Annotated in this window: 23 protein-coding genes; 16 read left to right on the forward strand and 7 right to left on the reverse strand. The window is 58.9% G+C overall.

Annotated elements, in window-relative coordinates; all coding sequences use genetic code 11:
* Positions 1-3: 3 nt before the first annotated feature.
* The 8 genes from I6E39_RS02465 to I6E39_RS02495 all read left to right on the forward strand — a co-directional run bounded on the left by I6E39_RS02465 (position 4) and on the right by I6E39_RS02495 (position 7673).
* The gene (locus tag I6E39_RS02465) at positions 4-1260 is read left to right on the forward strand and encodes an ABC transporter substrate-binding protein (protein ID WP_235379749.1); all 1257 of its coding nucleotides are present in this window, start codon (positions 4-6) and stop codon (positions 1258-1260) included.
* A 51-nt stretch (positions 1261-1311) separates the two neighbouring features.
* The gene (locus I6E39_RS11040; protein ID WP_268842152.1) at positions 1312-1446 is read left to right on the forward strand and encodes a hypothetical protein; all 135 of its coding nucleotides are present in this window, start codon (positions 1312-1314) and stop codon (positions 1444-1446) included.
* A gap of 150 nt (positions 1447-1596) precedes the next feature.
* Positions 1597-2556 carry an ABC transporter permease gene (locus tag I6E39_RS02470; RefSeq protein WP_235379750.1) on the forward strand — a complete coding sequence of 320 codons (960 nt, stop codon included), beginning with the start codon at positions 1597-1599 and terminating at the stop codon, positions 2554-2556.
* A gap of 16 nt (positions 2557-2572) precedes the next feature.
* A complete protein-coding gene (locus I6E39_RS02475) occupies positions 2573-3466 on the forward strand; it encodes an ABC transporter permease (protein ID WP_235379751.1) in 894 nt (297 codons plus the stop codon).
* A gap of 12 nt (positions 3467-3478) precedes the next feature.
* The gene (locus I6E39_RS02480) at positions 3479-4537 is read left to right on the forward strand and encodes an ABC transporter ATP-binding protein (RefSeq protein WP_235379753.1); all 1059 of its coding nucleotides are present in this window, start codon (positions 3479-3481) and stop codon (positions 4535-4537) included.
* Position 4538: 1 nt separating this feature from the next.
* Positions 4539-5582 carry an ABC transporter ATP-binding protein gene (locus I6E39_RS02485; RefSeq protein WP_235379755.1) on the forward strand — a complete coding sequence of 348 codons (1044 nt, stop codon included), beginning with the start codon at positions 4539-4541 and terminating at the stop codon, positions 5580-5582.
* A gap of 15 nt (positions 5583-5597) precedes the next feature.
* Entirely contained in the window at positions 5598-7211 is a 1614-nt protein-coding gene (locus I6E39_RS02490) for an FAD-dependent oxidoreductase (RefSeq protein ID WP_235379756.1), read from the forward strand.
* 12 nt (positions 7212-7223) lie between these two features.
* Positions 7224-7673, forward strand: a complete 450-nt coding sequence (locus I6E39_RS02495; protein ID WP_235379758.1) for a NanQ anomerase/TabA/YiaL family protein — start codon at positions 7224-7226, stop codon at positions 7671-7673.
* Positions 7674-7748: 75 nt separating this feature from the next.
* Here the strand turns inward: I6E39_RS02495 and I6E39_RS02500 are convergent, their stop codons facing one another.
* The 4 genes from I6E39_RS02500 to I6E39_RS02515 form a co-directional block, all read right to left on the reverse strand.
* Complete coding sequence (locus I6E39_RS02500) at positions 7749-8435, reverse strand: D-lyxose/D-mannose family sugar isomerase (protein ID WP_235379822.1); 687 nt, start codon at positions 8433-8435, stop codon at positions 7749-7751.
* Positions 8436-8489: 54 nt separating this feature from the next.
* Positions 8490-9215 (reverse strand): GntR family transcriptional regulator, encoded by a 726-nt coding sequence (locus I6E39_RS02505; RefSeq protein WP_235379760.1) that lies wholly within the window; start codon positions 9213-9215, stop codon positions 8490-8492.
* Between the two features lie 265 nt (positions 9216-9480).
* Positions 9481-10479 (reverse strand): SIS domain-containing protein, encoded by a 999-nt coding sequence (locus I6E39_RS02510; protein WP_235379762.1) that lies wholly within the window; start codon positions 10477-10479, stop codon positions 9481-9483.
* A gap of 24 nt (positions 10480-10503) precedes the next feature.
* A complete protein-coding gene (locus I6E39_RS02515) occupies positions 10504-11868 on the reverse strand; it encodes a hydantoinase B/oxoprolinase family protein (protein ID WP_420908169.1) in 1365 nt (454 codons plus the stop codon).
* Here I6E39_RS02515 and I6E39_RS02520 point away from each other — a divergent pair.
* The 4 genes from I6E39_RS02520 (at position 11803) to I6E39_RS02535 (ending at position 15512) form a co-directional block, all read left to right on the forward strand.
* The gene (locus tag I6E39_RS02520) at positions 11803-12084 is read left to right on the forward strand and encodes a hypothetical protein (protein WP_235379764.1); all 282 of its coding nucleotides are present in this window, start codon (positions 11803-11805) and stop codon (positions 12082-12084) included. The two genes, I6E39_RS02515 and I6E39_RS02520, sit on opposite strands and share 66 nt — an antisense overlap.
* A gap of 525 nt (positions 12085-12609) precedes the next feature.
* Positions 12610-13653 (forward strand): ABC transporter substrate-binding protein, encoded by a 1044-nt coding sequence (locus I6E39_RS02525; RefSeq protein WP_338127107.1) that lies wholly within the window; start codon positions 12610-12612, stop codon positions 13651-13653.
* Between the two features lie 109 nt (positions 13654-13762).
* Entirely contained in the window at positions 13763-14725 is a 963-nt protein-coding gene (locus I6E39_RS02530; protein ID WP_235379767.1) for an ABC transporter permease, read from the forward strand.
* Positions 14718-15512: an ABC transporter ATP-binding protein gene (locus I6E39_RS02535; protein ID WP_235379768.1), complete on the forward strand. Its 795-nt coding sequence runs from the start codon at positions 14718-14720 to the stop codon at positions 15510-15512. The genes I6E39_RS02530 and I6E39_RS02535 overlap by 8 nt, the downstream gene beginning before the upstream one ends.
* 84 nt (positions 15513-15596) lie before the next feature.
* On the opposite strand, the gene I6E39_RS02540 is transcribed toward I6E39_RS02535, so the two are convergent.
* From I6E39_RS02540 to I6E39_RS02550, 3 genes are all read right to left on the reverse strand, one after another.
* A complete protein-coding gene (locus I6E39_RS02540) occupies positions 15597-16205 on the reverse strand; it encodes a polysaccharide deacetylase family protein (RefSeq protein WP_235379770.1) in 609 nt (202 codons plus the stop codon).
* 119 nt (positions 16206-16324) lie between these two features.
* Positions 16325-17905 carry a recombinase family protein gene (locus tag I6E39_RS02545; RefSeq protein ID WP_235379772.1) on the reverse strand — a complete coding sequence of 527 codons (1581 nt, stop codon included), beginning with the start codon at positions 17903-17905 and terminating at the stop codon, positions 16325-16327.
* Between the two features lie 39 nt (positions 17906-17944).
* Positions 17945-18088, reverse strand: coding sequence for a hypothetical protein (locus I6E39_RS02550; RefSeq protein ID WP_235379774.1), 144 nt, complete (start codon positions 18086-18088; stop codon positions 17945-17947).
* A gap of 312 nt (positions 18089-18400) precedes the next feature.
* Here I6E39_RS02550 and I6E39_RS02555 point away from each other — a divergent pair, with 312 nt between their 5' ends.
* The 4 genes from I6E39_RS02555 to I6E39_RS02570 all read left to right on the forward strand — a co-directional run bounded on the left by I6E39_RS02555 (position 18401) and on the right by I6E39_RS02570 (position 23350).
* Positions 18401-20884 carry an O-antigen ligase family protein gene (locus I6E39_RS02555; protein ID WP_235379776.1) on the forward strand — a complete coding sequence of 828 codons (2484 nt, stop codon included), beginning with the start codon at positions 18401-18403 and terminating at the stop codon, positions 20882-20884.
* Between the two features lie 181 nt (positions 20885-21065).
* Complete coding sequence (locus tag I6E39_RS02560; RefSeq protein WP_235379778.1) at positions 21066-21692, forward strand: sugar transferase; 627 nt, start codon at positions 21066-21068, stop codon at positions 21690-21692.
* Positions 21689-22531 carry an NAD-dependent epimerase/dehydratase family protein gene (locus tag I6E39_RS02565; protein WP_235379779.1) on the forward strand — a complete coding sequence of 281 codons (843 nt, stop codon included), beginning with the start codon at positions 21689-21691 and terminating at the stop codon, positions 22529-22531. Before I6E39_RS02560 ends, I6E39_RS02565 begins: the two co-directional genes overlap by 4 nt.
* 9 nt (positions 22532-22540) lie before the next feature.
* A complete protein-coding gene (locus I6E39_RS02570; protein ID WP_235379781.1) occupies positions 22541-23350 on the forward strand; it encodes a glycosyltransferase family 2 protein in 810 nt (269 codons plus the stop codon).
* The last annotated feature ends 2 nt before the right edge of the window (positions 23351-23352 follow it).

The raw sequence follows: 23352 nt of genomic DNA on the forward strand, positions 1-23352 counted from the left end.
CTGGTGCTTTCCACCAACGATGGCTCCACCAAGGATGACCGGGTCCCCACCCCCTGGCTCAACCACAACATGGCCACCAACCTGATGTGGCGCTGCCTGCTGATGGCTGACAGCAGCCTGACCAAGACTGAGCCCGACCTGGCCGAGAAGGTCGAGATCAGCGAAGACGGTCTTACTTACACCATCACCCTGAAGGACGGCCTGAAGTGGTCCGACGGCGAGGCCCTCACCGCTGACGACGTGCTGTGGTCCATCGACGGTGTTCTGGCCGCCACCAACAAGAACTCCATCTACTCCGCGGCGTTCGGCAAGATCACCGAGAAGAGCGCCGAGGGCAATGTCATCACCCTGAAGCTGGACGCTCCCTATGCCTCCATGCTGGACATCCTGGCTCAGTTCTCCATTCTGCCCAAGCACTGCCTGGAGAGCGCCGATCCCGCCACCATCGACACCGCCGACTTCAGGAAGAATCCCGTCACCTCCGGCTACTACATGATGGACCAGATGAACGCTGGCAACTACTTCACTCTGAAGCTGAACCCCAACTATGAGGGCACCGCCCCCAAGATCGAGAAGGTCACCGTTTCCTTCGTCACCGACTTCCTGACCGCCGCCCAGTCCGGCAGCGCCGACTTCCTGTACGGCAACGCCTCTGACCTGGTCAGCGGCATGGAGGCTCTGAGCAACTACCAGTCCATCCCCGTGGACGTGCTGTTCTACAAGTACTTCATCTTCAACATGAAGGGTGTTGACGGCAAGGAGAACGAGGCCATGCAGCCCATCGCGGTCCGCCAGGCTCTGATCAAGGCCATCGACCGCGCTACTCTGGCCGCTCTGTACCCCTCCGCCCTGGTGCTGAACTCCGGCGTGCCCAATGCCAACGAGGCTTACAACGGCTTTGAGTACAAGTACGATCCCGAGGCCGCCAAGGCTGAGATCGCCGCTTCCGGCTATGATATGAGCCGTACCCTGCGCATCTGCTACTACAACAACGATCAGACCTCCATCGACCTGATCAACATGGTGGTCTTCTATCTGGAGCAGGCCGGTCTGAAGGTCGAGGCCACCCTGTCCAACGACGGCACCACCGACCTGTTCACCACCCGCGAGTACGACATCGGCTTCAAGGGCAAGAGCTCCTTCTCCATGGAGGAGTGGTACTCCGAGTACATGAGCACCGACGCCCTGTTCGCCAACATCTTCGGCGGCGACACCGCTTTTGACGCCGCCATCGCCGCTCTGTCCGCCTCCACCACTTAGGAGGCCAAGAACGCCGCTCTGAAGGACCTGCAGGCCCTGGAGCAGGAGAAGATGTACAAGGTGCCTGTGTTCACCGTGGGCAACTATGTCTTCGTCAGCAACAACGTGAAGGTCCCCTCCGGCGTGGAGTTCTGCAACCCCCTGTATGCCTGTGACATTGACTATGCCAACTGGGAGCTGGCCTGAGCTGAACCGGCTGGTTCTCTGATAACAGTCCATCATTCCCCCAGATGATCTGAAGGAGGGAGAGACGCAAGCCTTGCCCTGCGTCTCTCCCTTGTCATTCCACCGGAGATATTTGAGGTCCGTTTCCCTGCGAACAAAAGGAGTGAAATCATGCTCAAATTCATTCTGAAAAAACTGGCGATGATGATCCCCATGCTTCTGGTCATCAGCCTTATCGTATTTGTGGGCCTGCGGTCCACCGGCATCGACCCGATCACCTTTATGGTCCCGCCGGAAGTCCAGTCCCAGTCCCCCGAGATCGTGGATCAGCTGCGTGAGGAACTGGGTCTGAACGATCCGCTGATCGTGCAGTATGTCAGATGGCTGGGCGATATCCTGCACGGCGACCTGGGCCTGACCAACAAGGGCGAGAGCGTGGCCGACATCATTGCCACTCGATTGCCCTATACGCTGGAGCTTTCGGCCTATGCCATGCTCTTCAGTGCCGTCATCGGCATCGGCATCGGCATTATCAGCGCCATCCGGCAAAACGGCATCGTGGACTATATCGGCCGTGTGCTGGCGGTGCTGGGCCAGGCGGTGCCCCAGTTCCTGGTGGGTATCGTGCTGATCTGGATCTTCTCCATCAAGCTGGGTATCTTCCCTGCGGCGAACCGCGTCAGTCCTGACGCCACCAACGCCTTTGTGGACGCCTTCATGCATCTGTTCCTGCCGGTACTCACCCTGACCATCGGCATGGTGGCCGTGCTGATGCGCTATGCCCGCAACACCATGCTGGACGTGCTCAACAGCGATTACATCAAGACCGCCCGCTCCAAGGGCATCCCCGAGTGGAAGGTCTACATGAAGCATGGCTTCCGCAACGCCATGAAGCCCGTGCTGGTCATCCTGATGTACCGCATCCCCGCCCTCATCGGCGGCTCCGTGGTCATTGAGTCGGTGTTCTCCTATCCCGGTATCGGGACCACCATGGCCAACGCCGTCACCTCCATGGACTATAACCTGGTGCTGGTCATTACCCTGATCATTGCCGCCGTGATGCTGATCTGCTCCTTCATGGTGGATGTGTTCAATGCGCTGCTGGATCCCCGTGTCCGGCTGGGCGAGTAAGAAAGGAGGAACGGCTATGAGCGAAACCAAGACACTGAGTATCAAGGAACAAAATAAGAGCGCGGCCTCCTCTCTGATGAAGAAGAATATCCGCAAGTTCCTGCGCAACAAGCTGGCCGTATTCGGCCTTGTGGTCATCGTGATCATGACCGTGGCCTGTGTCGCCGGCATGATCCTTGGGGTCGATTACAGCACCCCCAACCCCACCATCATGAGAGCCGCACCTGACGCGGCCCACATCTTCGGCACGGACACCATCGGCCGTGACCTGTTCGCCCGTGTCCTGTACGGCGGCTGCTACTCCATCTTTATCGGCGTATTCTGCGCCGTGCTGTCCAGCGTGGTGGGCGCCATCCTGGGCGCCATCGCCGGCTATTTCGGCCGCTGGGTGGATGCGGTCATTGTCCGTATCTCCGAGATCTTCCTGGCGTTCCCCCAGCTGGTGCTGGTCATGATGCTGGTGGCCATCCTCAACAAGCGCAGCATGGGCAACATGCTCTTCGTGTTCGTCGTCACCGGCTGGATGACCACCTTCCGTATGGTGCGAAACGAGTTCATGAGCCTGAAGGGCGAGACCTACGTCAAGGTCTGCGAGGCCTTTGGCATGTCCCGGGCCAACGTGATGTTCAAGCAGATCCTGCCCAACGTCATGACCCCCATCATCGTCTCCACCACCACCAACGTGGCCTACTTTATCCTGCAGGAGGCCGCCCTGAGCTTCATCGGCCTGGGCGTGGCCGACTCCACCCCCACCTGGGGCAACATCCTCAACGCCGCCAAGAGCATCCAGGTGGTGCAGAACCAGTGGTGGATCTGGGTGTTCCCCGGTCTGGCGATCAGTCTGTTCGTGCTGGCTATCAACTTCTTTGGCGACGGCCTGCGCGATGTGCTGGACGCCAAGCAGCAGTAAGGAGGCGGCAGTATGGATAACAAAGAGATCATTCTGGACGTAGAAAATCTGAATACCACCTTTATCTCCGATCGGAAGAAAATCCGTATCGTAAAAAATGTCTCCTTCCAGCTCAAGCGGGGCACCGCCCTGGCTGTGGTGGGCGAGTCCGGCTGCGGTAAGAGCGTGACCATGAACTCCATCATGCGGTTCTTGGGCAAGAACGCCATTGTGGAGGCGGACAAGATCCAGTATAACGCTCTGCGGGACGGCAAAGTCACCGAGTACCGGCTGGAAAATATCGAGAAGCCCCACGGTCCTGAAATGCGCGCCCTGCGCGGCCCCGAGATGTCCATGGTGTTCCAGGACCCCATGTCCAGCCTGAACCCCGTGTATAAAGTGGGCGACCAGGTGGCCGAGGGCCTTTTGCAGCACAACAAGGGCATGACCAAGGCCCAGGCCCGGGAAAAGGTGCTGGAGATGTTCCGCAAGCTGGGCATCCCCGATCCCGAGGAGCGCATCGACTGCTACCCCCACCAGTTCTCCGGCGGCATGAAGCAGCGCGTGGTCATCGCCATCGCCATGATCTGTAACCCCGAGCTCATCATCTGCGACGAGCCCACCACCGCTCTGGACGTGACCATCCAGGCCCAGATCATGGAACTGCTGAAAGAGATGCAGCTCAAGGACGGCAAGAGCATCATCCTCATCACCCACAACATGGGTCTGGTGGCTGAGATGGCCGACGAGGTGTGCGTCATGTACATGGGCCGGGTGGTAGAATTCGGTTCCCTGGAGGACGTGTTCGACCACACCAGCCACCCCTACACCCAGGCGCTGCTGCGCAGCGTGCCTGTGCTGGGTCTGGCCGACGGCCAGAAGCTGGAGACCATCCCCGGCGCCACGCCCAACCCCGCCGACCTGAAGGGCGGCTGCGAGTTTGCTGACCGCTGCCCCTATGCCACCGACGCCTGCCGGGAGAAGGACATCCCCATGTTCCAGCTGTCTCCGGGCCACCGTGTGCGCTGCCTGAGATACAGCGAGTATCCCGTCGTCGGGAGCGGCGAAGCCGAAGTTGCGGAGGTGCAGTAAGATGAGTGAAAACAAGGAAATTATCTTTAAGGTGCAAAACCTTCGCACCTGGTTCCCCATTACCAAAGGCGCCTTTAAGAAGGTAGTGGGCCATGTCAAGGCCGTGGACGACGTCAGTCTGGAGGTCTACAAGGGAGAGACTTTGGGCATCGTGGGCGAGTCCGGCTGCGGAAAGTCCACCTTCGGAAAAACGCTGATGATGCTGGAACGTGCCACCGGCGGTCAGGTGCTGTTCAATTACGACGGCGAGTTCCGGGACATCACCAAGTTCAATAAGGACGAGATGTTCGACTTCCGCAAGAAGGTGCAGATGGTTTTCCAGGACCCCTACTCCGCCCTGAACCCCCAGAAGAAGATCTATACCTCCTTTGAGGAGCCTCTGGTGGTCCACGGCATGAAGGACCAGGCCCAGCGGGAGGCGCGGATGCAGGAAGTGCTGAAGATGGTCAACATCCAGCCTGACTACCTGATGCGCTACCCCCACGAGTTTTCCGGCGGTCAGCGCCAGCGTCTGTGTATCGCCCGGGCGCTGGAGGTCATGCCCGAGGTGCTGATCTGTGACGAGCCCGTGTCCGCGCTGGACGTGTCCATCCAGGCCCAGGTGCTGAACCTGATGAAGGACATTCAGAAGGAACTGAATCTGACCTACCTCTTCATCGCCCACGACCTGAGCGTGGTGCAGTACATGTCTGACCGCATCGTGGTCATGTATCTGGGCAAGATCGTGGAGGTGGCCGATTCCCGGGCCCTGTATGACGAGCCTCTGCACCCCTATACCCGGGCTCTGCTGTCCGCCATCCCCGTACCCGACATCCACAACACCAAAAAGCGCCAGGTTCTGGAGGGCGAGGTGCCCAGTCCCATCCACAAGCCCTCCGGCTGTGCCTTCCATAACCGCTGTCCCCACTGTATGGAGATCTGCAAGCAGGTGGACCCCACTCTGGCTGTGCAGAATCCCGAGAACGGCCACATGGTGGCCTGCCACCTGTATGCGGAGCAGCAGAAGAAGCTCCAGGAGGAGCAGGCTGCCGCGTCCCAGGCATAAGAAAGGAAGAACACTGTGTTTCTGCCGATCAATTGGCACTGTGATGTGCTGGTAGTTGGCAGCGGCATTGCCGGCCTTATGGCCGCCATTGAGGCGGCCGAGGCCGGTTGTGCTGCTACCCTCATGACCAGCGTCAAGCTCTTCTACGGCTCCAGCTTTTACCCCGGCACTTGGGGGTTGGGGCTGATCGGTCCGGAGGATCGGGCGGACCAGGCAGACCTGGTCAGCACCATTCAGGAAGTAGGCTGCGGCATGGCCAGCCAGGAAATGGCGGAGACTTTTGTGGACGGCATTCAACCGGCTATTGAAAAGGTGCGGGCCATGGGCGTGCGGCTGCGCCAGGCGGTCCAGAAGGACCAGCGGGAATTTATTCCCTGTTTTGACCACAAAGGCCGGGACTGGAACGGCATCGAGTTTGACAGCGCCCGACAGGTCTTCGGAAAACGTCTGGAGGAGCTGGGCGTTCAGATCCTGGAGCGCTGCGAGGTCCTGCAGTTGGTCCGCTCCGAAGGGCGGGTATGCGGCGCCGTGGTGTGCCGCCAAAATGAGCTGCATTATTTGGGTTGCCGCGCCCTGGTGCTGGCCACCGGCGGCTACGGGAGCCTGTTCCGCTATCATCTGTGTACGGAAGATGTGGCGGGGATGGGACAGGCCCTGGCGCTGGAGGCCGGCTGTTCCCTGGTCAACATGGAGTTTATGCAGATGATGCCCGGCTACATCTCCCCGGCCCCCAAGACCATTTTCAATGAGAAGACCTTCCGCTTTGTCCACATACGCCGGAATGACGGCGGAGAGCTCCTGCCTCCGGGAGCGGAGACAGACCGGCTTTTGGATCTGCGCTCCGGGCACGGCCCCTTTACGTCACGGTTGGATTCCCGAGAGGTGGACCTGGCGCTGTTCCGGGCCTTTTTGGAGGACGAGCGGGGAGTGGAGGTGACCTACTCCGACGCGCTGCGCAAGGCCCCTCCGGAGTTTATTACCACCTACTTCGACTGGCTGCGGGAGGCCAAGGGGCTGACCATGGATGACCCCATCCACATCGGCGTCTTCGCCCACGCCGCCAACGGCGGGGTGCGCATCGACCCGGAGGCCTTTACCGGAGTGCCCGGACTGTTTGCCTGCGGCGAGGTCACCGGCGGCATGCACGGAGCTGACCGGATCGGTGGCCTGTCCACGGCCAACGGACTGGTATTTGGCGGAAAGGCCGGACGGAGCGCCGCCGCGTCCTGCTTGGGTACGCCCCAGCCGCCGGAACAGTGCGCCTTTGAGGGCCATTCCTGTACCGACCCGGCGGGGACCCTGCGGGCGTTGCAGCAGCTGATGTTCCAAAATGCCATGATCGCCCGCAGCGAGACGGGCTTGAACGGCGCGCTGGAGCGGCTGGATGCCCTGGAGGCGGGGCTTAACCGTCGGCCCAGCGCGGACCCCCGGGCCATCGCCGGGGAGCGGGAGATCACGGCCCGGCTGACCACCGCCCGCTGCGTCCTTCAGGCGGCCCTGCTGCGGAGAGAGAGCCGTGGCTCCCATTATCGGGAGGATTTTCCCCATCAGGATCCCGCGTTGGAGCGGCAGATCATCCTTCGAAAGGAAAACGGCATAACAGCGCGCTTTTCTGACGCATTACCATAAGGAGGAATTTTTGTGATTTATACAAAACGTGATCGGCTGGGACGCTATAAAGGGATCAGCGCCCCTCTGGATACTGCCATCGACTTTTTGGTTTCTGCCGACCTGACCAAGCTGGCGATGGGCCGCAACGAGGTAGACGGCGACAACGTGTTCATCAACCGCTTTGATTACACCACCATGCCCGAGGAGCAGGCATCCTGGGAGGGCCACAAGTATTACGCCGACATCCATGTGGTGCTGGAGGGTGAGGAGCGCATCGGCGTCACCGACGCTGCGTCCCTCACCGCCGGGGCCTACGACGAGGCGGGGGATTTTATCCCCTATGAGGGGCCCGTAGACGCCTGGGTCACCATGCGCCCCGGCGACATTCTCATTGTCTACCCCGAGGATGTGCACATGGTGAAGGTGCAGCTCGACGGAGCGTGCCAGGTCAAGAAGGCCGTCTTTAAAGTCAAAGTGTGACCGCCATATTGTGAAAACAAGACCCGTCTGGAATTCCAGACGGGTCTTGTTTTTGTGTGTCAGGGATAGCGGCGGTTACGTTCCGGCCGGGGGATACTCGGTACACAGAAGACGGTAAACGGGTTCGTCCTCGTCAATCTGCGGGAAGCGGCCCACGGGGGCGTAAAAACGGTTGTCGTTCTGGTCGTCGTTGCACATGGAGACCTCACCCAGCAGGACGGGGCCAGTGCCGGGGACCACCTCAAAGTCGTGGTACAAATAGGGGTAGATGGTGATGCTCTCGCCGGGATCCAGGCGGACCTGGGCACCGGCCTTTACATAGTAGGAGCGGCCGTCCTTACATACGTTTACATCGGTATCCGCAAAGGTCTCCTCCGGGGTGGAATTATATACCCGGATGAGAATGGAACCGCCGCCCCGGTTGATGATGTCCTCCATCTTGTGCCAATGGAAGTGCATGGGAGAATATTGGCCTTCCTCCAGCATCAGCAGCTTTTCCGCGTAGGGCTTGGGGTAGCGGTCTGCCCGGCTCACGTTTCCGTTTCGCAGGGTGATGAGGGTGAAACCGGTCTTGTCAAATTCCCCCAGGCCGTAGTCGGTCACATCCCAGCCCAGCATGTTGTCCCGGATCTCGTCATACGCGTGGCCCTTCCCGGCCCAGTCGGCGGGAGTCCAGCGGCAGAAGGGGGGCAGGGCGAAGCCATTTTCCTCCGCAAGGCGTTCCATGCGCCGGATGGCATTGTTGATCTCTGAGCGCTTCAACACAAATCAGCTCCTTGTGATACATCGGCAGCGGCAGGACGGAAAAGGGCGGCATCAGCGGACGATAAACTCAAAATTCTCGCCGTAGCCGATTTGATAGCTGGTATGAACTGTTTGACCATCTGCCCGAACCACACGGCCCCGCATCTCCAGTTGAGGGGCGTTTCTGGGGACCTGCAGCAATTTGGATAGCTTTGCATCTGCCCGTACGATGCGAAGATGCATCGCGGTACGGCGTAGTTCTATCCCTTTTTCTTCCTGCAGGTAGCGGTATATCGAGTCGTTTTCCAGATCAATGGACAGCAAATACGCATACTCCAACGGATAGAAATTGTCTTCCAGCACCAAGGGCTTGTCACCCGCATAGCGCAGGCGGCGAATGCGCACCACCGGCTCGTTGGATTCCACGGAAAGCGCTTTCCGGATATCAGTCGAGTCTGCGGTACAGATCTTCGCGTCCAGAATCTTCGCGGAAACTGTGAGCCCATTGGCGCGGCACATTTCCGTAAAGCTCATGGGACCATCCAGCTGGCGGGTCAGCTTGGGCGCACAGACAAAGGTTCCTTTGCCCTGCTTTTTTTCCACAAGACCCTGGCTGACCAGCTCGTCCACAGCGCGGCGGACTGTGATCCGGCTGACACCATACTGCTGAGACAACTCCGTCTCTGTGGGGAGGCGCCCACTTTTGCTGAATATTCCATTGTTGATATCGCGCTGCAGCTGCTCTACGATTTGAGCATACAGGGGAACGATGCTGTTCGGGTTCATGGTCATTTCCATGGACATCTCACCAATCCATTCCATTTATAACGATACGAAATCTTTGCGCAAAATGATCCTATGACATTTGGTATCATATGGTTATAATTATAGCAGTTTTCCTGAAAATTACAACTGAATTTCCAACTTTTCTTGGATCTATTTTGACAAAGTTTCAAGGCCCGCCCCCGTTTTATACACGATGAAGCGGCGGACTCTAAAAAGGGACAAGCGTCCGCCGTAACTGCGGCAGACGCTTGTCCACGATTGGAGCGGATGATGAAGATCAATAATCAAATTTCCACATATAACGGCGGTAGGACATGGGATGCATCCGGACGTCGCCCATGGCGGCGATCAGCTGCTTGGAGACGGGGTGCAGCAGCAGGGCGTTGAAATATTCCGCAACGCTCTCGTCCAGCTCGCCCAGGCCCAGCTTTTCCGCGTCAATGACCCAGTGGTGGCCGCCGAACTTCTCCAGAAAGCGCTCAGCCCGCTCGTCCAGGGGACGGGTGCGGCCGACACTCTTGAACAGGAGAATGGCCAGGTCCTTGTCGCAGGTCTCAAAGGCACCATGGAAATACTCGCCGGAGTGGATGGGGACACAGTGGACGGTCTGCATCTCCTGGAAGAAGCAGAAAGCGTCGGAATAGGCCACTTCCCAGGCAGCTCCGCTGCTCATCACGTTCCAGACCGTGTCGTCTTTATAGGTCATGGCGAACCGGGCGGCCTCCTCTTTCAGGTCCTGATAGGCCCGGCCATAAATCGCGGGCATCTTCTCAAAGGCCTCCATAGCCTTGTCATAGGACGGATAGTTGTCATACTCCTTCAGCAGCCAGAAGGCGATCTTCAGGGCAGTACCCTGGCTGTTGCAGTGGATCAGGGTAGGATCCTGGTACCACTCGTCGGCGTGGTAGTAGGTAATGTAATATTTGGCGGTCTGCGCGGTGAGAGAGTCGGCATAGCCGGACAGGCCGATGGTAACAGCGCCCTTGGCATTGGCCACCTTCAGAGCCTCCACTGTCTCCGGAGTAGCTTTGGTGGAAGTGGCGATCACCAGGGTGTTCTTGTCCACTGACTTGGGCGTGGCATTGACGAACTCGCTGCTATTGTAGCCCTGCACCCGCAGGGAGCTCTCCTGGTTCAGCAGATAGCGGGCGGGGTAGGAGGAGGCAAAGGAACCGCCACAGGCCACGAAAATAACCTGCTTCAGACCGCCGTTTGCCTCCAGGTCGGCCTTGGCCTTGCCCATGACCTCTATAACTTCCTGCATGCCTTTAATCATTGATCGAATCCTTCCTTTCTTCTTTCAGCGGAGCGAGGCAGTGGCCTGCTCATCAATCTGATAGTGAATGCCGTCGCTGACAATGGCCACGCCGTACTGCTCCCGGGCGGCCTGAACAGACACCTTGCCTTCGATCACGTCCTTCAGGACCTTCTCCGCGGGGCGCTTCTTGGGATCGCCGTAGCCGCCGGCGCCGGGGGTGACCACCCGGATCACGTCGCCCTTCCGCAGGGGCAGACTGGTGGTCTTGTGGCCCATCCGGGTGACGCTGCCGTCCTTCACGGATACCCGGTAAAAGGCACCGGCACCGCCCTCCCGGCCGCCCATCAGGCCCCAGGGGTGGAACTTGTGGCGGTCGCCCAGGCCGGTGTACAGCACGTCGTCCTGAAGGATCTCCAGTTCGCGCTCGATGCCCAGACCGCCGCGCATCTCACCGGCTCCGCCGGTATCCGCTTTCAGCTCGTACTTTCGTGCCAGGATCTTGGTAAACTCCATTTCGGTGGCCTCGATGGGCATGTTGGAGGTATTGGTCATGTTGACCTGGACGCCGGACAGGCCGTCAAACTTGCGGGACGCTCCGCCGCCTCCGGCAATGACCTCGTGGAAGATAAACACACTGTCAGTACCGATGGCACCGTCGCCCGCCAGAATGGTGGTGGTGCAGGCGCCATTGCCGGCGGTAGTGGCGGTATCGGGAAACACGGGAGCTAAAGCGCCAAAGATGGCATCGGGGATACGCTGCTGGCAGTCGATTTGAGCGCCGATGGGGCTGGGCTCGGTGGGGTTGACGATACAGCCCGTGGGGGCGATGATCTTGATGGCCCGGTTGATCCCCTCGTTGGCAGGAATATCGTCGCCCATCAGCGCTTTGACGGAGAAGAACACCGCCGCCTTGGTGCAGGGGTAGGGCACATTGATGGGGGCTTTGATCTGGGCGGCGGTGCCGGTAAAGTCGAAGGTCAGGTCGTCCCCGGCCACGGTCACCTTTACCTTGATGGGCAGGGGATCGGGGTACTTGTCGCCGCAACCGTCCACATAGTCGGTGTAGCTGTATTCGCCGTCGGGCAGAGTGGCCACCACGGCGCGGACACGGCGCTCAGAGTAGGTGACCAGCTCGCTCATACAGTCGATCAGCACGTCGCCGTAGCGGGCATAGGCTTCCCGAATGCGCTGGACACCAATGAGGTTGGCGGACATCTGGGCGGTCAGGTCGCCCTCACGCTCCTGGGGCACGCGGGTGTTGTCCAGCAGCAGGTCCATTACGCTGGGCAGAAGCTGGTCGTTTTCCCGGATGCGAAATATGGCTCTACCGACGTTTGCGACGTGAGCTGGTTCACTCCCACCATGCAGGTGACCACCGCCTGTTACGCCAAGGATACGCCGGGACACTCTTGGCAGCAGGTTGCCCAGGGCAAGCGGCCGCTGTGTTATAACGGCATGATGACCGCGGCCAAGGTCATGGCCCTCACCGGCGCCCAGCTGCTTGTGGACCCCCAGGCGGTGGCTGATATGCGTGCGGAGTTTGACGCGGCCATGGAGGGGCGCACCTATGAATGTCCCCTGCCGGAGAGCATGCGCCCCAGTGCGGACAACGGCAATCTCTGATACCATAACCCCCCTTTCCTGACTGAGACTGGGGGACTGTACTCCCGCTGAATGGAACATAAGCCGCAGAACTGTGGCCCGCGGCGTGTGGGGATGCCGAGCTGCCTGCCGCGTCCAAAGGATTCGCGGGTAAGAATAGATTGAAAGGGGACCGTCACGGTCCCCTTTCATTTTTATGTTCCAGTATGACGGACGCTGAGTCAGCATGAAGCCATGGAAAATGAACGGGGCAAGTGATTTTCTGGTTGGTCCGTCTTACTGATTCAAGGGCACGTGCATGCAAAAACTGCGGCAAAGAAATCTGTTGGGAAAAGACCTCTATTCTCATAAGCGGGCAGCCGGGTGGGAACATGCCACAACGGAGACCCAATGGGGTCGGGAAGATAGATGGATCATCCTTTGAAAAAATATGCCGGCGGCATAAAAATGGGGTTGACATTTTTTCGGATAAGATTATAATACAAACATGCTTTATCGCCAAAAAGCGTTAAAGTGACAAAGCTCATGAGGAAAGAAGTAATGAAAATGAAACTGTCTAAACTTGCCGCACTGGTTCTGGCCGGTGCTATGATGCTCTCTCTGGCTGCCTGCGGCGGCAGTTCGGGATCTGCCCCTTCCGCCAGCTCCGCGGCTTCCTCCGGTGCAGCCTCTTCCGGTGCTGCTTCCTCCGAGCCCAGCGAGGGTACGGCGACTTATACGGTTGGCATCTGCCAGCTGGTCCCCCACGACGCGTTGGACGCCGCCACCCAGGGCTTCAAGGACGCTTTGAATGAGGCGCTGCCCGGCCAGGTGGAGTTCAAGGAAGGCGTCGGCGCCGGCGACTCCGCCACCTGTACCCCCATCGTCACGGACCTGGTTTCCTCCAATGTGGATCTGATCATGGCCAACGCCACCGGCGCGCTGCAGGCCGCAGCCGCCGCCACCGAGGATATCCCCATTCTGGGCACCTCCGTCACCGAGTATGGCGTGGCTCTGAACATCGCCGACTTCACCGGCACTGTGGGCAACAACATCTCCGGCACCAGCGATCTGGCGCCTCTGTCTGAGCAGGCCGATATGGTCACCGAGTGGTTCCCCGAGGCCAAGACCGTGGGGCTGCTCTACTGCTCCGCCGAGCCCAACAGCCAGTATCAGGTGGATGAGGTCCAGAAGTTCCTGGAAGCCAAGAACCTGACCTGCACCCAGTATCCCTTTGCCGACTCCAATGATATGGCCGCCGTGACCCAGACTGCCGCCGCGGAATGTGACGTCATCTATGTCCCCACCGACAACACCGTGGCTTCCAACACCGGTATCATCGACAATATCTGCCGTCCCGCCGGCGTCCCCGTTATCGCCGGGGAAGAAGGTATCTGCAAGGGCTGCGGCGTAGCTACCCTGTCCATCAGCTACTATGATCTGGGCGTCGCCACCGGCAAGATGGCCGCCAAGATCCTGACCGGCGAGGCCGATGTGTCCGAGATGGCCATCGGTTATGCCGAGAACGTCACGCCCAAGTACAACCCGGTGATCTGCGAGGAGCTGGGACTGACGCCTCCGGACGGGTATGTCGCCATCGAGATGAACTGATATTCCATAAAATTAAAAAACTGGGAAAGGGGACTTCCCTTTTCCCAGTTTTTCTTATAAAATACTAGACGCTCGAATTTCAGCACCAATCTGACAGGGGGAACAAGTTATGACCAACCTCGCCAACTTTATTGGCGCTTTGCCCGGAGCCATATCCCAGGGCCTCATATGGGGCATTATGGCTATTGGTGTGTACATCACCTACCGTATCCTCGACATAGCCGACCTGACCGTGGACGGCTCCTTCTGTACCGGAGGCGTTGCCTTTGTGGTCCTCTTCTCCGGCGGGATGAACCTCTGGCTGGCGTTGGCCCTGGCGTTTTTGGTGGGGACCCTCACCGGATTTGCCACCGGGCTGCTCCATACACTGTGCGGAATTCCCGCCATCCTGGCCGGCATTTTGACCCAGTTGGGTCTGTGGTCGGTAAACCTGGCCATCATGTCCATGAAGGCGAATGTGTCCATCAATGTCATCGACAAAGCGTCTTTGAACCGTTTGCTGGTCTCTCTGCGCTTTGTACAGGATGTGGCCAAGGGCGAGCGGCCGGTCTGGCAGCATCCGATCTTTGTGGTGGGCCTGTTCACTATTGTGATCATTGCCGTCCTCTACTGGTTCTTCGGCACCGAGCTGGGCTGCTCTCTCCGGGCTACCGGCTCCAACCCCAATATGGCCCGCGCCCAGGGCATCAACACCGACTTCAATAAGGTCCTGGGTCTGATGATCTCCAACGGTCTGGTGGCCGTGTCCGGCGCTCTGCTGGCCCAGTACCAGAGCTACGGCGATATCAATATGGGCCGCGGCGCCATCGTGATCGGTCTGGCGGCCGTCATCATCGGCGAAGTGGTATTCAGCCGTATCTTCCACAACTTTGCGCTGAAGCTGCTGGCGGTTTCGTTTGGTTCCATTATCTACTATGTGGTCATCCAGGCGGTGCTTTCCTTCACCGAAATCAATTCCAACTATCTGAAGCTGATCTCCGCGGGCATCGTGGCCCTTTTTCTGTCCGTCCCGTACTGGAAGGACAAATACTTCTCCAAGCCCGTCAAGAGGGGAGGCACCCAGAATGCTTGACATCAAAAATATCTATAAGACCTTCAACGCGGGAACGGTCAACGAAAAGACCGCGTTGAACGGGGTCTCGCTCCACCTGAATGAAGGCGATTTTGTTACCGTGATCGGCGGAAATGGCGCCGGAAAATCAACCCTGCTGAACGCCGTGGCCGGTACTTGGCTGGTGGACGAGGGGTCCATCACCATCGGCGGAGTGGATGTTACCCATCTGCCCGAACACAAGCGGGCCAAGTACATCGGCCGCGTCTTTCAGGACCCTATGATGGGCACGGCGGCAACCATGCAGATCGAGGAAAACCTTGCACTGGCCTTCCGCCGCGGAAAGCCGCGTACCCTCCGCACCGGCATTAACAAGGCGGAGCGGGAACAGTACAGGGAGATGCTGAAGATTCTGGATCTGGGGCTGGAGGACCGTATGACCTCAAAAGTGGGACTTCTTTCCGGCGGTCAGCGGCAGGCGCTCACCCTCCTCATGGCCAGTCTGGTCAAACCAAAGCTCCTGCTCCTGGACGAACATACCGCTGCGCTGGACCCCAAGACTGCCGCAAAGGTTTTGGACGCCACCGAAAAAATCGTGACGCGGGACAACCTGACCACCCTGATGATCACCCACAACATGCGAGACGCGATCATGCACGGCAACCGGCTCATTATGATGTACGAGGGCAGGGTCGCGCTGGACATCTCGGGCGAAGCAAAAAAGAACCTTACCGTTGAGGACCTGCTTGCCAGGTTTGGACAGGCGACCGGCTCCACTGAGGCCGACGACAAAATGCTCTTGGCGTGATCGGCGATAAATTTCATGATTCATGAAAAACCACCTGGCTGATGAAAAGTCAGGTGGTTTTTGCGTGGTTCCATTCGGTTTGGATCAATTTGCCGGACATTGCCGCCCGGTATGGTCGATGGTATAGGGCTGGGGAAGAATAATCTGGGAGATGGGGACAAAGGTATAGCCGTCCTGAAGGAGACATTCCAGAATGGTGGGGAGAGCCTCGGGGGTGTGCTTGGCGGCGTTATGGAACAGGACGATGGAACCGGGGCAGACCTTGGAGGTGACCCGCTTGGTGATCTCGTCGGCGGAGATGTCCTTCCAGTCCAGACTGTCCACGTCCCACTGAATGGGCTCCATGCCGATGGAGCGGACGGCGTTGATGGAATGGTCGTCGTAGTCGCCGTAGGGCAGGCGGACCAGAGTGGGGCGGACGCCGGTGACCGCTTCGATCTTATCGTTGCAGGCGTTCAGATCGGCTACCACCTGGTCGGTGGACAACTGGGGGTAGTGGGCGTGGGTATTGGAGTGGTTCATCACCTCATGGCCCGCATCGTGGAGGGCCTTGACGGATTCGGGGTATTTCTCCACCCACTCGCCTACTACGAAGAAGGTTGCTTTGATCTGGTATCGGCCCAGAATGTCGATCAGCTGCTGAGTGTCTTCATTGCCCCAGGGCGATATTATATTGCGGACGTTGGGCCCCAAGGTTTTCAGGGATCAGCGCCCGCATTTTTCTGAAAATCAGTACAGCACAGCACAAATTAGCTATAAAGGCAGGAGCTTTCTCCCCAAAAAGAGCGGAGGAAGCCAGGCTCTCCTCTGCCCTACCGTTCCAGGACCCCCAGGTCATCGGAAAACGTGTATGTAATTTCCACCCGGTTATCCTCAAAGACCAGGATCTGCTTGATGGTCTCGGCCACGGTGGTCCGGTCAAGGGCGGTCAGCTTTCCCTGCCGCAAAAGCTCCGTGGTCCACGGACTGTCCACTTTGTTCCGGGGCTTGTTCAGCTGCTCCAACTGGCCGGAAAGCAGTCTCTCCTGGCGTTTGTAGTCCTCCTGATAGCGCAGGAAATCTTCTTTTGGGATAAGACCGTCTTTGTAGTCCTCATAGGCCGACTTCTTCAGCCTGCGGACCCGCTCCAGACTGCCCCGCAGGCGGTCCCGCTCCCCTTTGCGGTCGTAGGTCTTTGCCTCGGGCCGGGCCTCCTCCGCCAGTTTCTTCAGGTCGCCCACCGCCGAGATGATCTTGTTCAGGTCCTCCAGCACGATCTGCTCCAGCATCCGGTACGAGATGCCGTGGCGGCTGCACACCGTTGGTCCGTACCGCTTGTAGGAGCCGCAGCAGTAGTACGCGCCGCCAGGACCGTTGGTCTTGCTCATGGCCCGTCCGCAATCGCCGCAGCGCAAAAAACCGGCGAAAGGGCTGACATTTTCCTTGAAATTCAGCGTCCGGGTGTCCCGCTGCAGCAGGGACTGGACCCGCTCCCACTGCTCCACATTAATAATGGCCTCGTGGGTATTTTCCACTACCGCCCATTGCTCTTTTGCCAAAAGTTTGGCCCTGCCGTGCATGGTCTGGCGCGGAGCCCTCCCCTGTTCCATGTTGCCCGCGTACATCTGGTTTTTCAGGATGCGGTGGATGGTGGCGTAGGTCCAGTAGGTCGTCCCGCCCAGCTTTTGTCCGTTGTGGTACTTTTCGCCGTTGAGCTTTTTGTACTCGCTGGGACAGGGCACCCCCTCGGCGTTTAACAGCTTGGCGATCTTGACCTTTCCGTTCCCCTGCTCAAACAAGGTGAAGATCCGCCGCACCACAGCCGCCGCGGGCGGATCAATGACCAGGCGGTTATGGTCCTGGGGGTCCTTCCGGTAGCCGTAGGAGGCGAACGCCCCAATAAACTCGCCGCTGCGCTGCTTGGCCCGGAAGGAGCTTCGCACCTTTTGTGAAATATCCCGGGCGTACTGCTCGTTGATGATGTTTTTCACTGGCAGCAGCATGTCATAGGGCCCCTTCTCACTGTCGATGTTGTCCCCGATGGCGACAAAGCGCACGCCGCGCTCCGGAAACCACCGCTCCAGATAGCGCCCCACGTCGATGTAGTCCCGGCCAAAGCGGGACAGGTCCTTCACCACCACGCAGTTGATCCGTCCCGCCTCAATGTCGCCGATCAGCCGCTGAAAATCCGGGCGGTCAAAGTTGGTGCCTGTGTAGCCGTCATCCACATAGAGCTGGGCATACTGCATGTCCGGCTGCCGGGACAGGTAGTCCTCCAGCAGCTTCTTTTGATTGGAGATGCTGTCGCTCTCCGGCTTGTCCCCGTCCTCCCGGGACAGGCGTGTGTAGAGGGCGGCGCGCCACATGGCTCCGCCGGCGTGATCCGTGTTTGGAATGTGCCGTGTGCGGGCCATGGGCGCGCCTCCCTTCTGACGCACGTTTTGTTTGCCGGTTTATACAGGCTCTGTATGGGCGCAGATCAGCCGTCTCAGCATCTCCCGGCTCTGGCGTTCACAGGAGAAGCGGCGCTCCACTCGGATTTTACGAGCAGCCTGCGCTTTCTCCGGGGGCGTATGTACCGTCTCAGACTTTGGCATATGGCGCGTCCTTTCCTACTGTATTGTGGGCAATGTAAAATTATTCGCAGGAACCGCCGGATAGAAGCGAGTCGATGCAATAAGCCGAAATTATAAAATATGCGGCAAGGGGATGGGACGAAACAATATGGCAAAAGCGTGCGTATCTGTGTCCGCACCGGACCCTAAGTTAAACCATTTTGCCCAGGGGAAGGTTATACCTTTTGGCCGAAAATGGAGGCTTTATAGGGTTGAAATACGAACTTGCTTGCTATATAATGAACTCACTAAAATGGGGTGATATAAGCCCCAATGCAATTGGAGGAACTCACTGTGAGCGGAAAGAAACCCAGTATCCGAATGGGGAAGCAGCCGGCAGTGCAGGCTGTGCCGGACACGCCCACCCCTGTTTCGGAACCGATCACAAAAAAAGATCAGATTTGGATCGCGGCCTACGCGGTCCTGTTATTCCTGGCCATGACTGTTCAGACCGGCGCCATGACGCTGTTTCTGACGGTCCTGGCTTTGGTATTGTCCGTTGGAAAGGGGCCTTTGAAGCGCTTCAGGGCTCGCTTTTGTATCCCGGTGATCGGGCTGCTGGCTTTTGCCCTGATGAACGGGCTGGCAGCCATCTACTCCGACTTCGGCAGCTACGCCGTGGGCGAATATTACAAGTTCTTGGCCGCCTTTTCCATGGCGGTGATCCTGCTGGCCCGGTTTGAGAAAAAGCATGTGCGGGGCCTGCTGTGGGGCTTTGCCGGAGTCGCGGCTGTAATTTCGCTGCTGTGCATTGATATGGGCAGCTTTGGAAAGCTGTTTGACCTGTTTGCCGGGGTGATGGGCTCACTGGGCGCTGATTATTCCAGCGTCCTGGAGAATAGCCAAGGCATCCGTGTCAACGGTATCTATAATGACGCGAACGTTACCGGCGCACTTCTGGGGACCGCAGTCCTTCTGGGGCTCCATCTGGTCCATACGGAGCGCGATACCAGACGGAGGGTGCTGGCTTCCCTGCTCATGGGCGTTTCCGCCGTTGGCTTTCTCATTGCCATGAGCCGTGGCGCGATCTTGTGCTTCGGAGTGGCGGCGTTGGTCTATCTGGCTGCTGTAGACGCCAAGGACCGGTTTTCCCTCTTTGCCCTGATGCTGGCGCTGGGTGTGTCACTGGCCGCTACCGGGGCGGTCGCTATGACGCATATGGCGGAGGGGGCCTTCCTGCCTGTCCTCATGGCCCTCCTCTGCGGTGGGATCGCTTTCCTGCTGGATTGGGGCGTGGGTCAACGGGTGGCCCGCAAGCTGTCCGGCCACGGAAAGGCGGTGGCCGCGGTCTGCATAGGATTGATCCTTGTGGTATGCGGACTGGGTTTCGCGGCCATGCAGGTGACGGAGCCCTATGTCTTTGAGGATGGCTCTCACCTCTACCGATCTTTGGCGCTGGAACCGGGGGAGTACACGGTTTCTGGTGACTGGGACGGCGAGGATACCACCAATGTGCTGATTTACAGCCGGAGCGATGAGGAAGCTCTGATGAATCAGACGACCACGCTATACCGGGGAACGCTGGCGGACGCCCGCTTTACCGTTCCGGAAGATTCTGTACTTGTATTTTTCTGGTTTACAGGGGCACCGGGTGATACACTGCGGTCGGTTTCCCTGTCAGATGGGCACAATGTTCCCTTGTCTTACCGGTGGGTGCCGGAGATGATCGCCTACCGCCTGCAGGAAGGGTTCCTTCATGGACACAGCTACCTGCTGCGCGTGCAGTTTATGAAAGATGCCTGGACCCTCTTTACCAAGAGTCCTCTGATCGGTCACGGTCTGGGCTCCACGGAGGGCCTGTATACGGCGGTCCAGCCCTTCTATTACGAGTCTCTCTATGTGCATAACCACATCCTGCAGGTCATGTCTGACATGGGCCTGTTGGGCCTGCTGTCGTTCCTTGCTCTGCTGGCAGGCGCGCTGTGGCTGATCGTCTGCCAGCTCCGGAGTGAGCAGCGTGCGTTACCCGCAATGCTCCTCGCCTGTTGGGTCATGATCAATACCCACAGTATTATGGAGATCAATTTTTCTATCCGCGCGTTTCAGTGCTTTGCCTATCCGCTGCTGCTCCTGCCTGTGGTGCTCTACGGAAAGCCCATGGCTCAGAAGGCTGTGAAGCGGTGTGGTTTGGCGGCAGCGGGCTTTGTTTGGGCTTATTTGGCGGTGTTTGGCGGACTTCTGGCCAGCCATCGCATGGTCCAGCAGGCGGCGGCCGATTTCACGCCCAGCAGCGCCTATCAGCTGATGCACACTATGGAGACCTATACCCAGCGGGATGTGTTTGACCATGAGCAGTACCAGCTCAACTATGTGGGCAATGCTGTTCTGCTGAACGACAGCAGCTACGCGGCAAACGCGGATAAGTATGTGAAGGCTTTGAGATCCTCCGGTACCTATACCGCCTGCTCGGGTCTGGCGAGATATTATTACCTGCCGCTGGGTGAGTTTGAGGGGCTGTTTGCCTGTTCTCGGGAGGGGATCGCCCAGGAGGCGTCCGCCAAGGAGTCCTGGAATCTGCAGTTGGATTTCTATCGCAATGAGGTGCTGCCCGCCGCCGGTACGGAACATATTGGCGAGTTTATGGATGGTGTGCTGGCGCTGCGGGACTATTTGACCGAGTACAGCCAGGGCCGTCTGGAGGAGATCCAGTTGACGGAGGAAAATCAGAGCTTCCTCTCGATGGTGTCTTCCGCGGAGGAGAACGGTATTTCCGGAGAGGCGGCTTATGTGCTGCTGACCACTCTGGCCGCTGGGGCATCTGAGAGCACGACTCCCTGATTTCATATGAGCCCCCTGGCAATTTTATCGCACCCTGGCATGGGGCGCCGGTGAAATTTCCGGGGCCGCTTTTTATGCGGTTGAGATTTTTTGAGTTAGACCGTATGGTTTGACCATGCCTGTGGTTCAAGGAACCTCAACAGTAGCGTTCTGGGATAGCCTATTATTTAGGAGGCCCTTTATGTATGCTAAACATTTTAAACGATTGATAGACCTTCTTTTGTCCGCTGTGGGACTGATAGTGCTGTCCCCGCTTTTTCTGGTCTTAGCCATCGCCATCAAGTTGGATGACCCCGGCCCGGTGTTTTTCCGGCAGAAGCGGGTGGGCATCCACAGGAGCTACTTTGAAATATTGAAGTTCCGCACCATGAAGATGGACACCCCCCACGACATGCCCACCCATCTGCTGGAGAACCCGGACCAATACATCACCCGGGTGGGGCGGTTCCTGCGCAAGACCTCCCTGGACGAGCTGCCCCAGATCGCCCAGATCTTTACCGGGAAAATGTCTATCATCGGCCCCCGGCCTGCCCTCTGGAACCAGTATGACCTGATCGACGAGCGGGACAAATACGGCGCCAACGACGTGCGCCCCGGCCTGTCCGGCTGGGCCCAGATCAACGGTCGCGACGAGCTGCCCATTGCGGTGAAGGCCCGGTATGACGGCGAGTACGTGGAGCGCATGAGCTTCCTGTTTGACTGCAAATGCTTCTTTGGAACCATCGGCAAGGTCCTCAAGCGCGAGGGCGTGGTGGAAGGCGGCACCGGGGAGCTGGAGAAGCGGGAAAAGGAGACAGCCGCGAAATGAAACGGATTTTGGTGGCGGGCGCCTGCAGCTATCTGGGCAGAGCTTTTGCCCGGTATATGAACCAGTGGCCGGAGGCCTACCGGGTGGACCGGGTGAGGACCTCCGACGGCAGCTGGCGGGAGAAGGATTTTTCCGGCTATGACGTGGTGTACTGCGTGGCAGGCATCGCCCATATCAAGGAAACCCCGGAAAACGCCCATCTGTATCAGGAGGTCAACTGCGATCTGGCCGCGGCCCTGGCGGAGAAGAGCAAGGCCGCCGGTGTGCGGCAGTTCCTGTACCTCAGCTCCATGAGCGTCTATGGTCTGACCACCGGCGTCATCACGCCGGAGACCCGGCCCAGTCCCAATACGGCCTACGGCCGCTCCAAGCTGGCCGCCGAGGAGCGGCTGGCGGCGCTGGCCGACGGGACCTTCACCGTGGCCATCCTGCGGCCGCCCATGGTGTACGGCAAGGACTGTAAGGGCAACTTCCAGACGGTTTTGAAGCTGGTCAAAAAACTGCCGTTTTTTCCCCTGTGTGAAAACGCCCGGAGCATGCTCTATGTGGACCATCTCAGCGCCTTCGTAAAGCTCCTGGTGGACTGGGAGCTGGGGGGCCTGTTTTTCCCGCAGAACCGGGACTATGTGCAGACCTCCCACATGGCGTCGCTGATGGCGGATGCTCTGGGGAAGCCCCTGCGGCTCAGCCGCCTGGCGGGCTTGGGGGTCCGGGTACTGTGCCCGCTGGTGCCCATGGCCCGGAAGGCCTTCGGCAGTCTGGTTTACCGGGACACCGAGGCGTTTGATTTCTGCTACTGCGAGACCCCCTTTGACGAGACCATCCGAAGGAGTGTGTGAGGTGCGCCCATGCCATTGGTAAGTGTTGTGATGCCCGCCTATAACGCGGAAAAGTATGTGGAGGCCGCCATCCGCTCCGTGCTGGCCCAGACCTTCCCGGAGTTCGAGCTGCTGGTGGTGGACGACTGCTCCAGGGACCGGACAGCGGAGATCATCCAAAGGCTTGCCCGTCAGGACAGCCGGGTGGTGTTCCTGCAAAATCCGAAAAATTCCGGCGTCGCCGCCACCCGGAATTACGCCATCTCCCAGGCGAAAGGGGAGTGGGTGGCCTTTTTGGACAGCGACGACCTGTGGCGGGCGGACAAACTGGAAAAGCAGCTGGCCCTGCTCCGCGGCCATCCCGACGGGGTGCTGGCCTACACGGCCTCCGCCTTCATTGACCAGGACGGAAAGCCCTATTCCTACATCATGGAGGCCCAGCCGGAGGTCAGCTACCAGACGCTGCTGCGCCGGAATCTGCTGTCCTGTTCGTCGGTGATGGTGAAAACGGAGGTTATCCGCCGCTATCCCATGGGCCACGACGGGATGCACGAGGATTATACCACCTGGCTCCAGATCTTGCGGGAGACCCGCTGCGCCTATGGCGTGAACGAGCCCCTGCTGATCTACCGCCTGTCCCCCAACTCCAAGTCCAGCGGCCGGGTCAAATCGGCCAAGATGCTCTACCGGTCCTACCGCTATGTGGGATACGGCTGTATGACGGCGGCCTGCCTGGTGTTCCGGTATTTCTTTTACAGTGTGCGCAAGCGGCGAAAGATCGCCGTGTCGAAGCAGGATATGCCGTCAGGGGCCGAGGCTCCAACAAGGGAAGAAGGTTAAAT

The sequence above is a fragment of the Pseudoflavonifractor phocaeensis genome (assembly GCF_021531375.1).
GTDB lineage: Bacteria > Bacillota > Clostridia > Oscillospirales > Oscillospiraceae > Lawsonibacter > Lawsonibacter phocaeensis_B.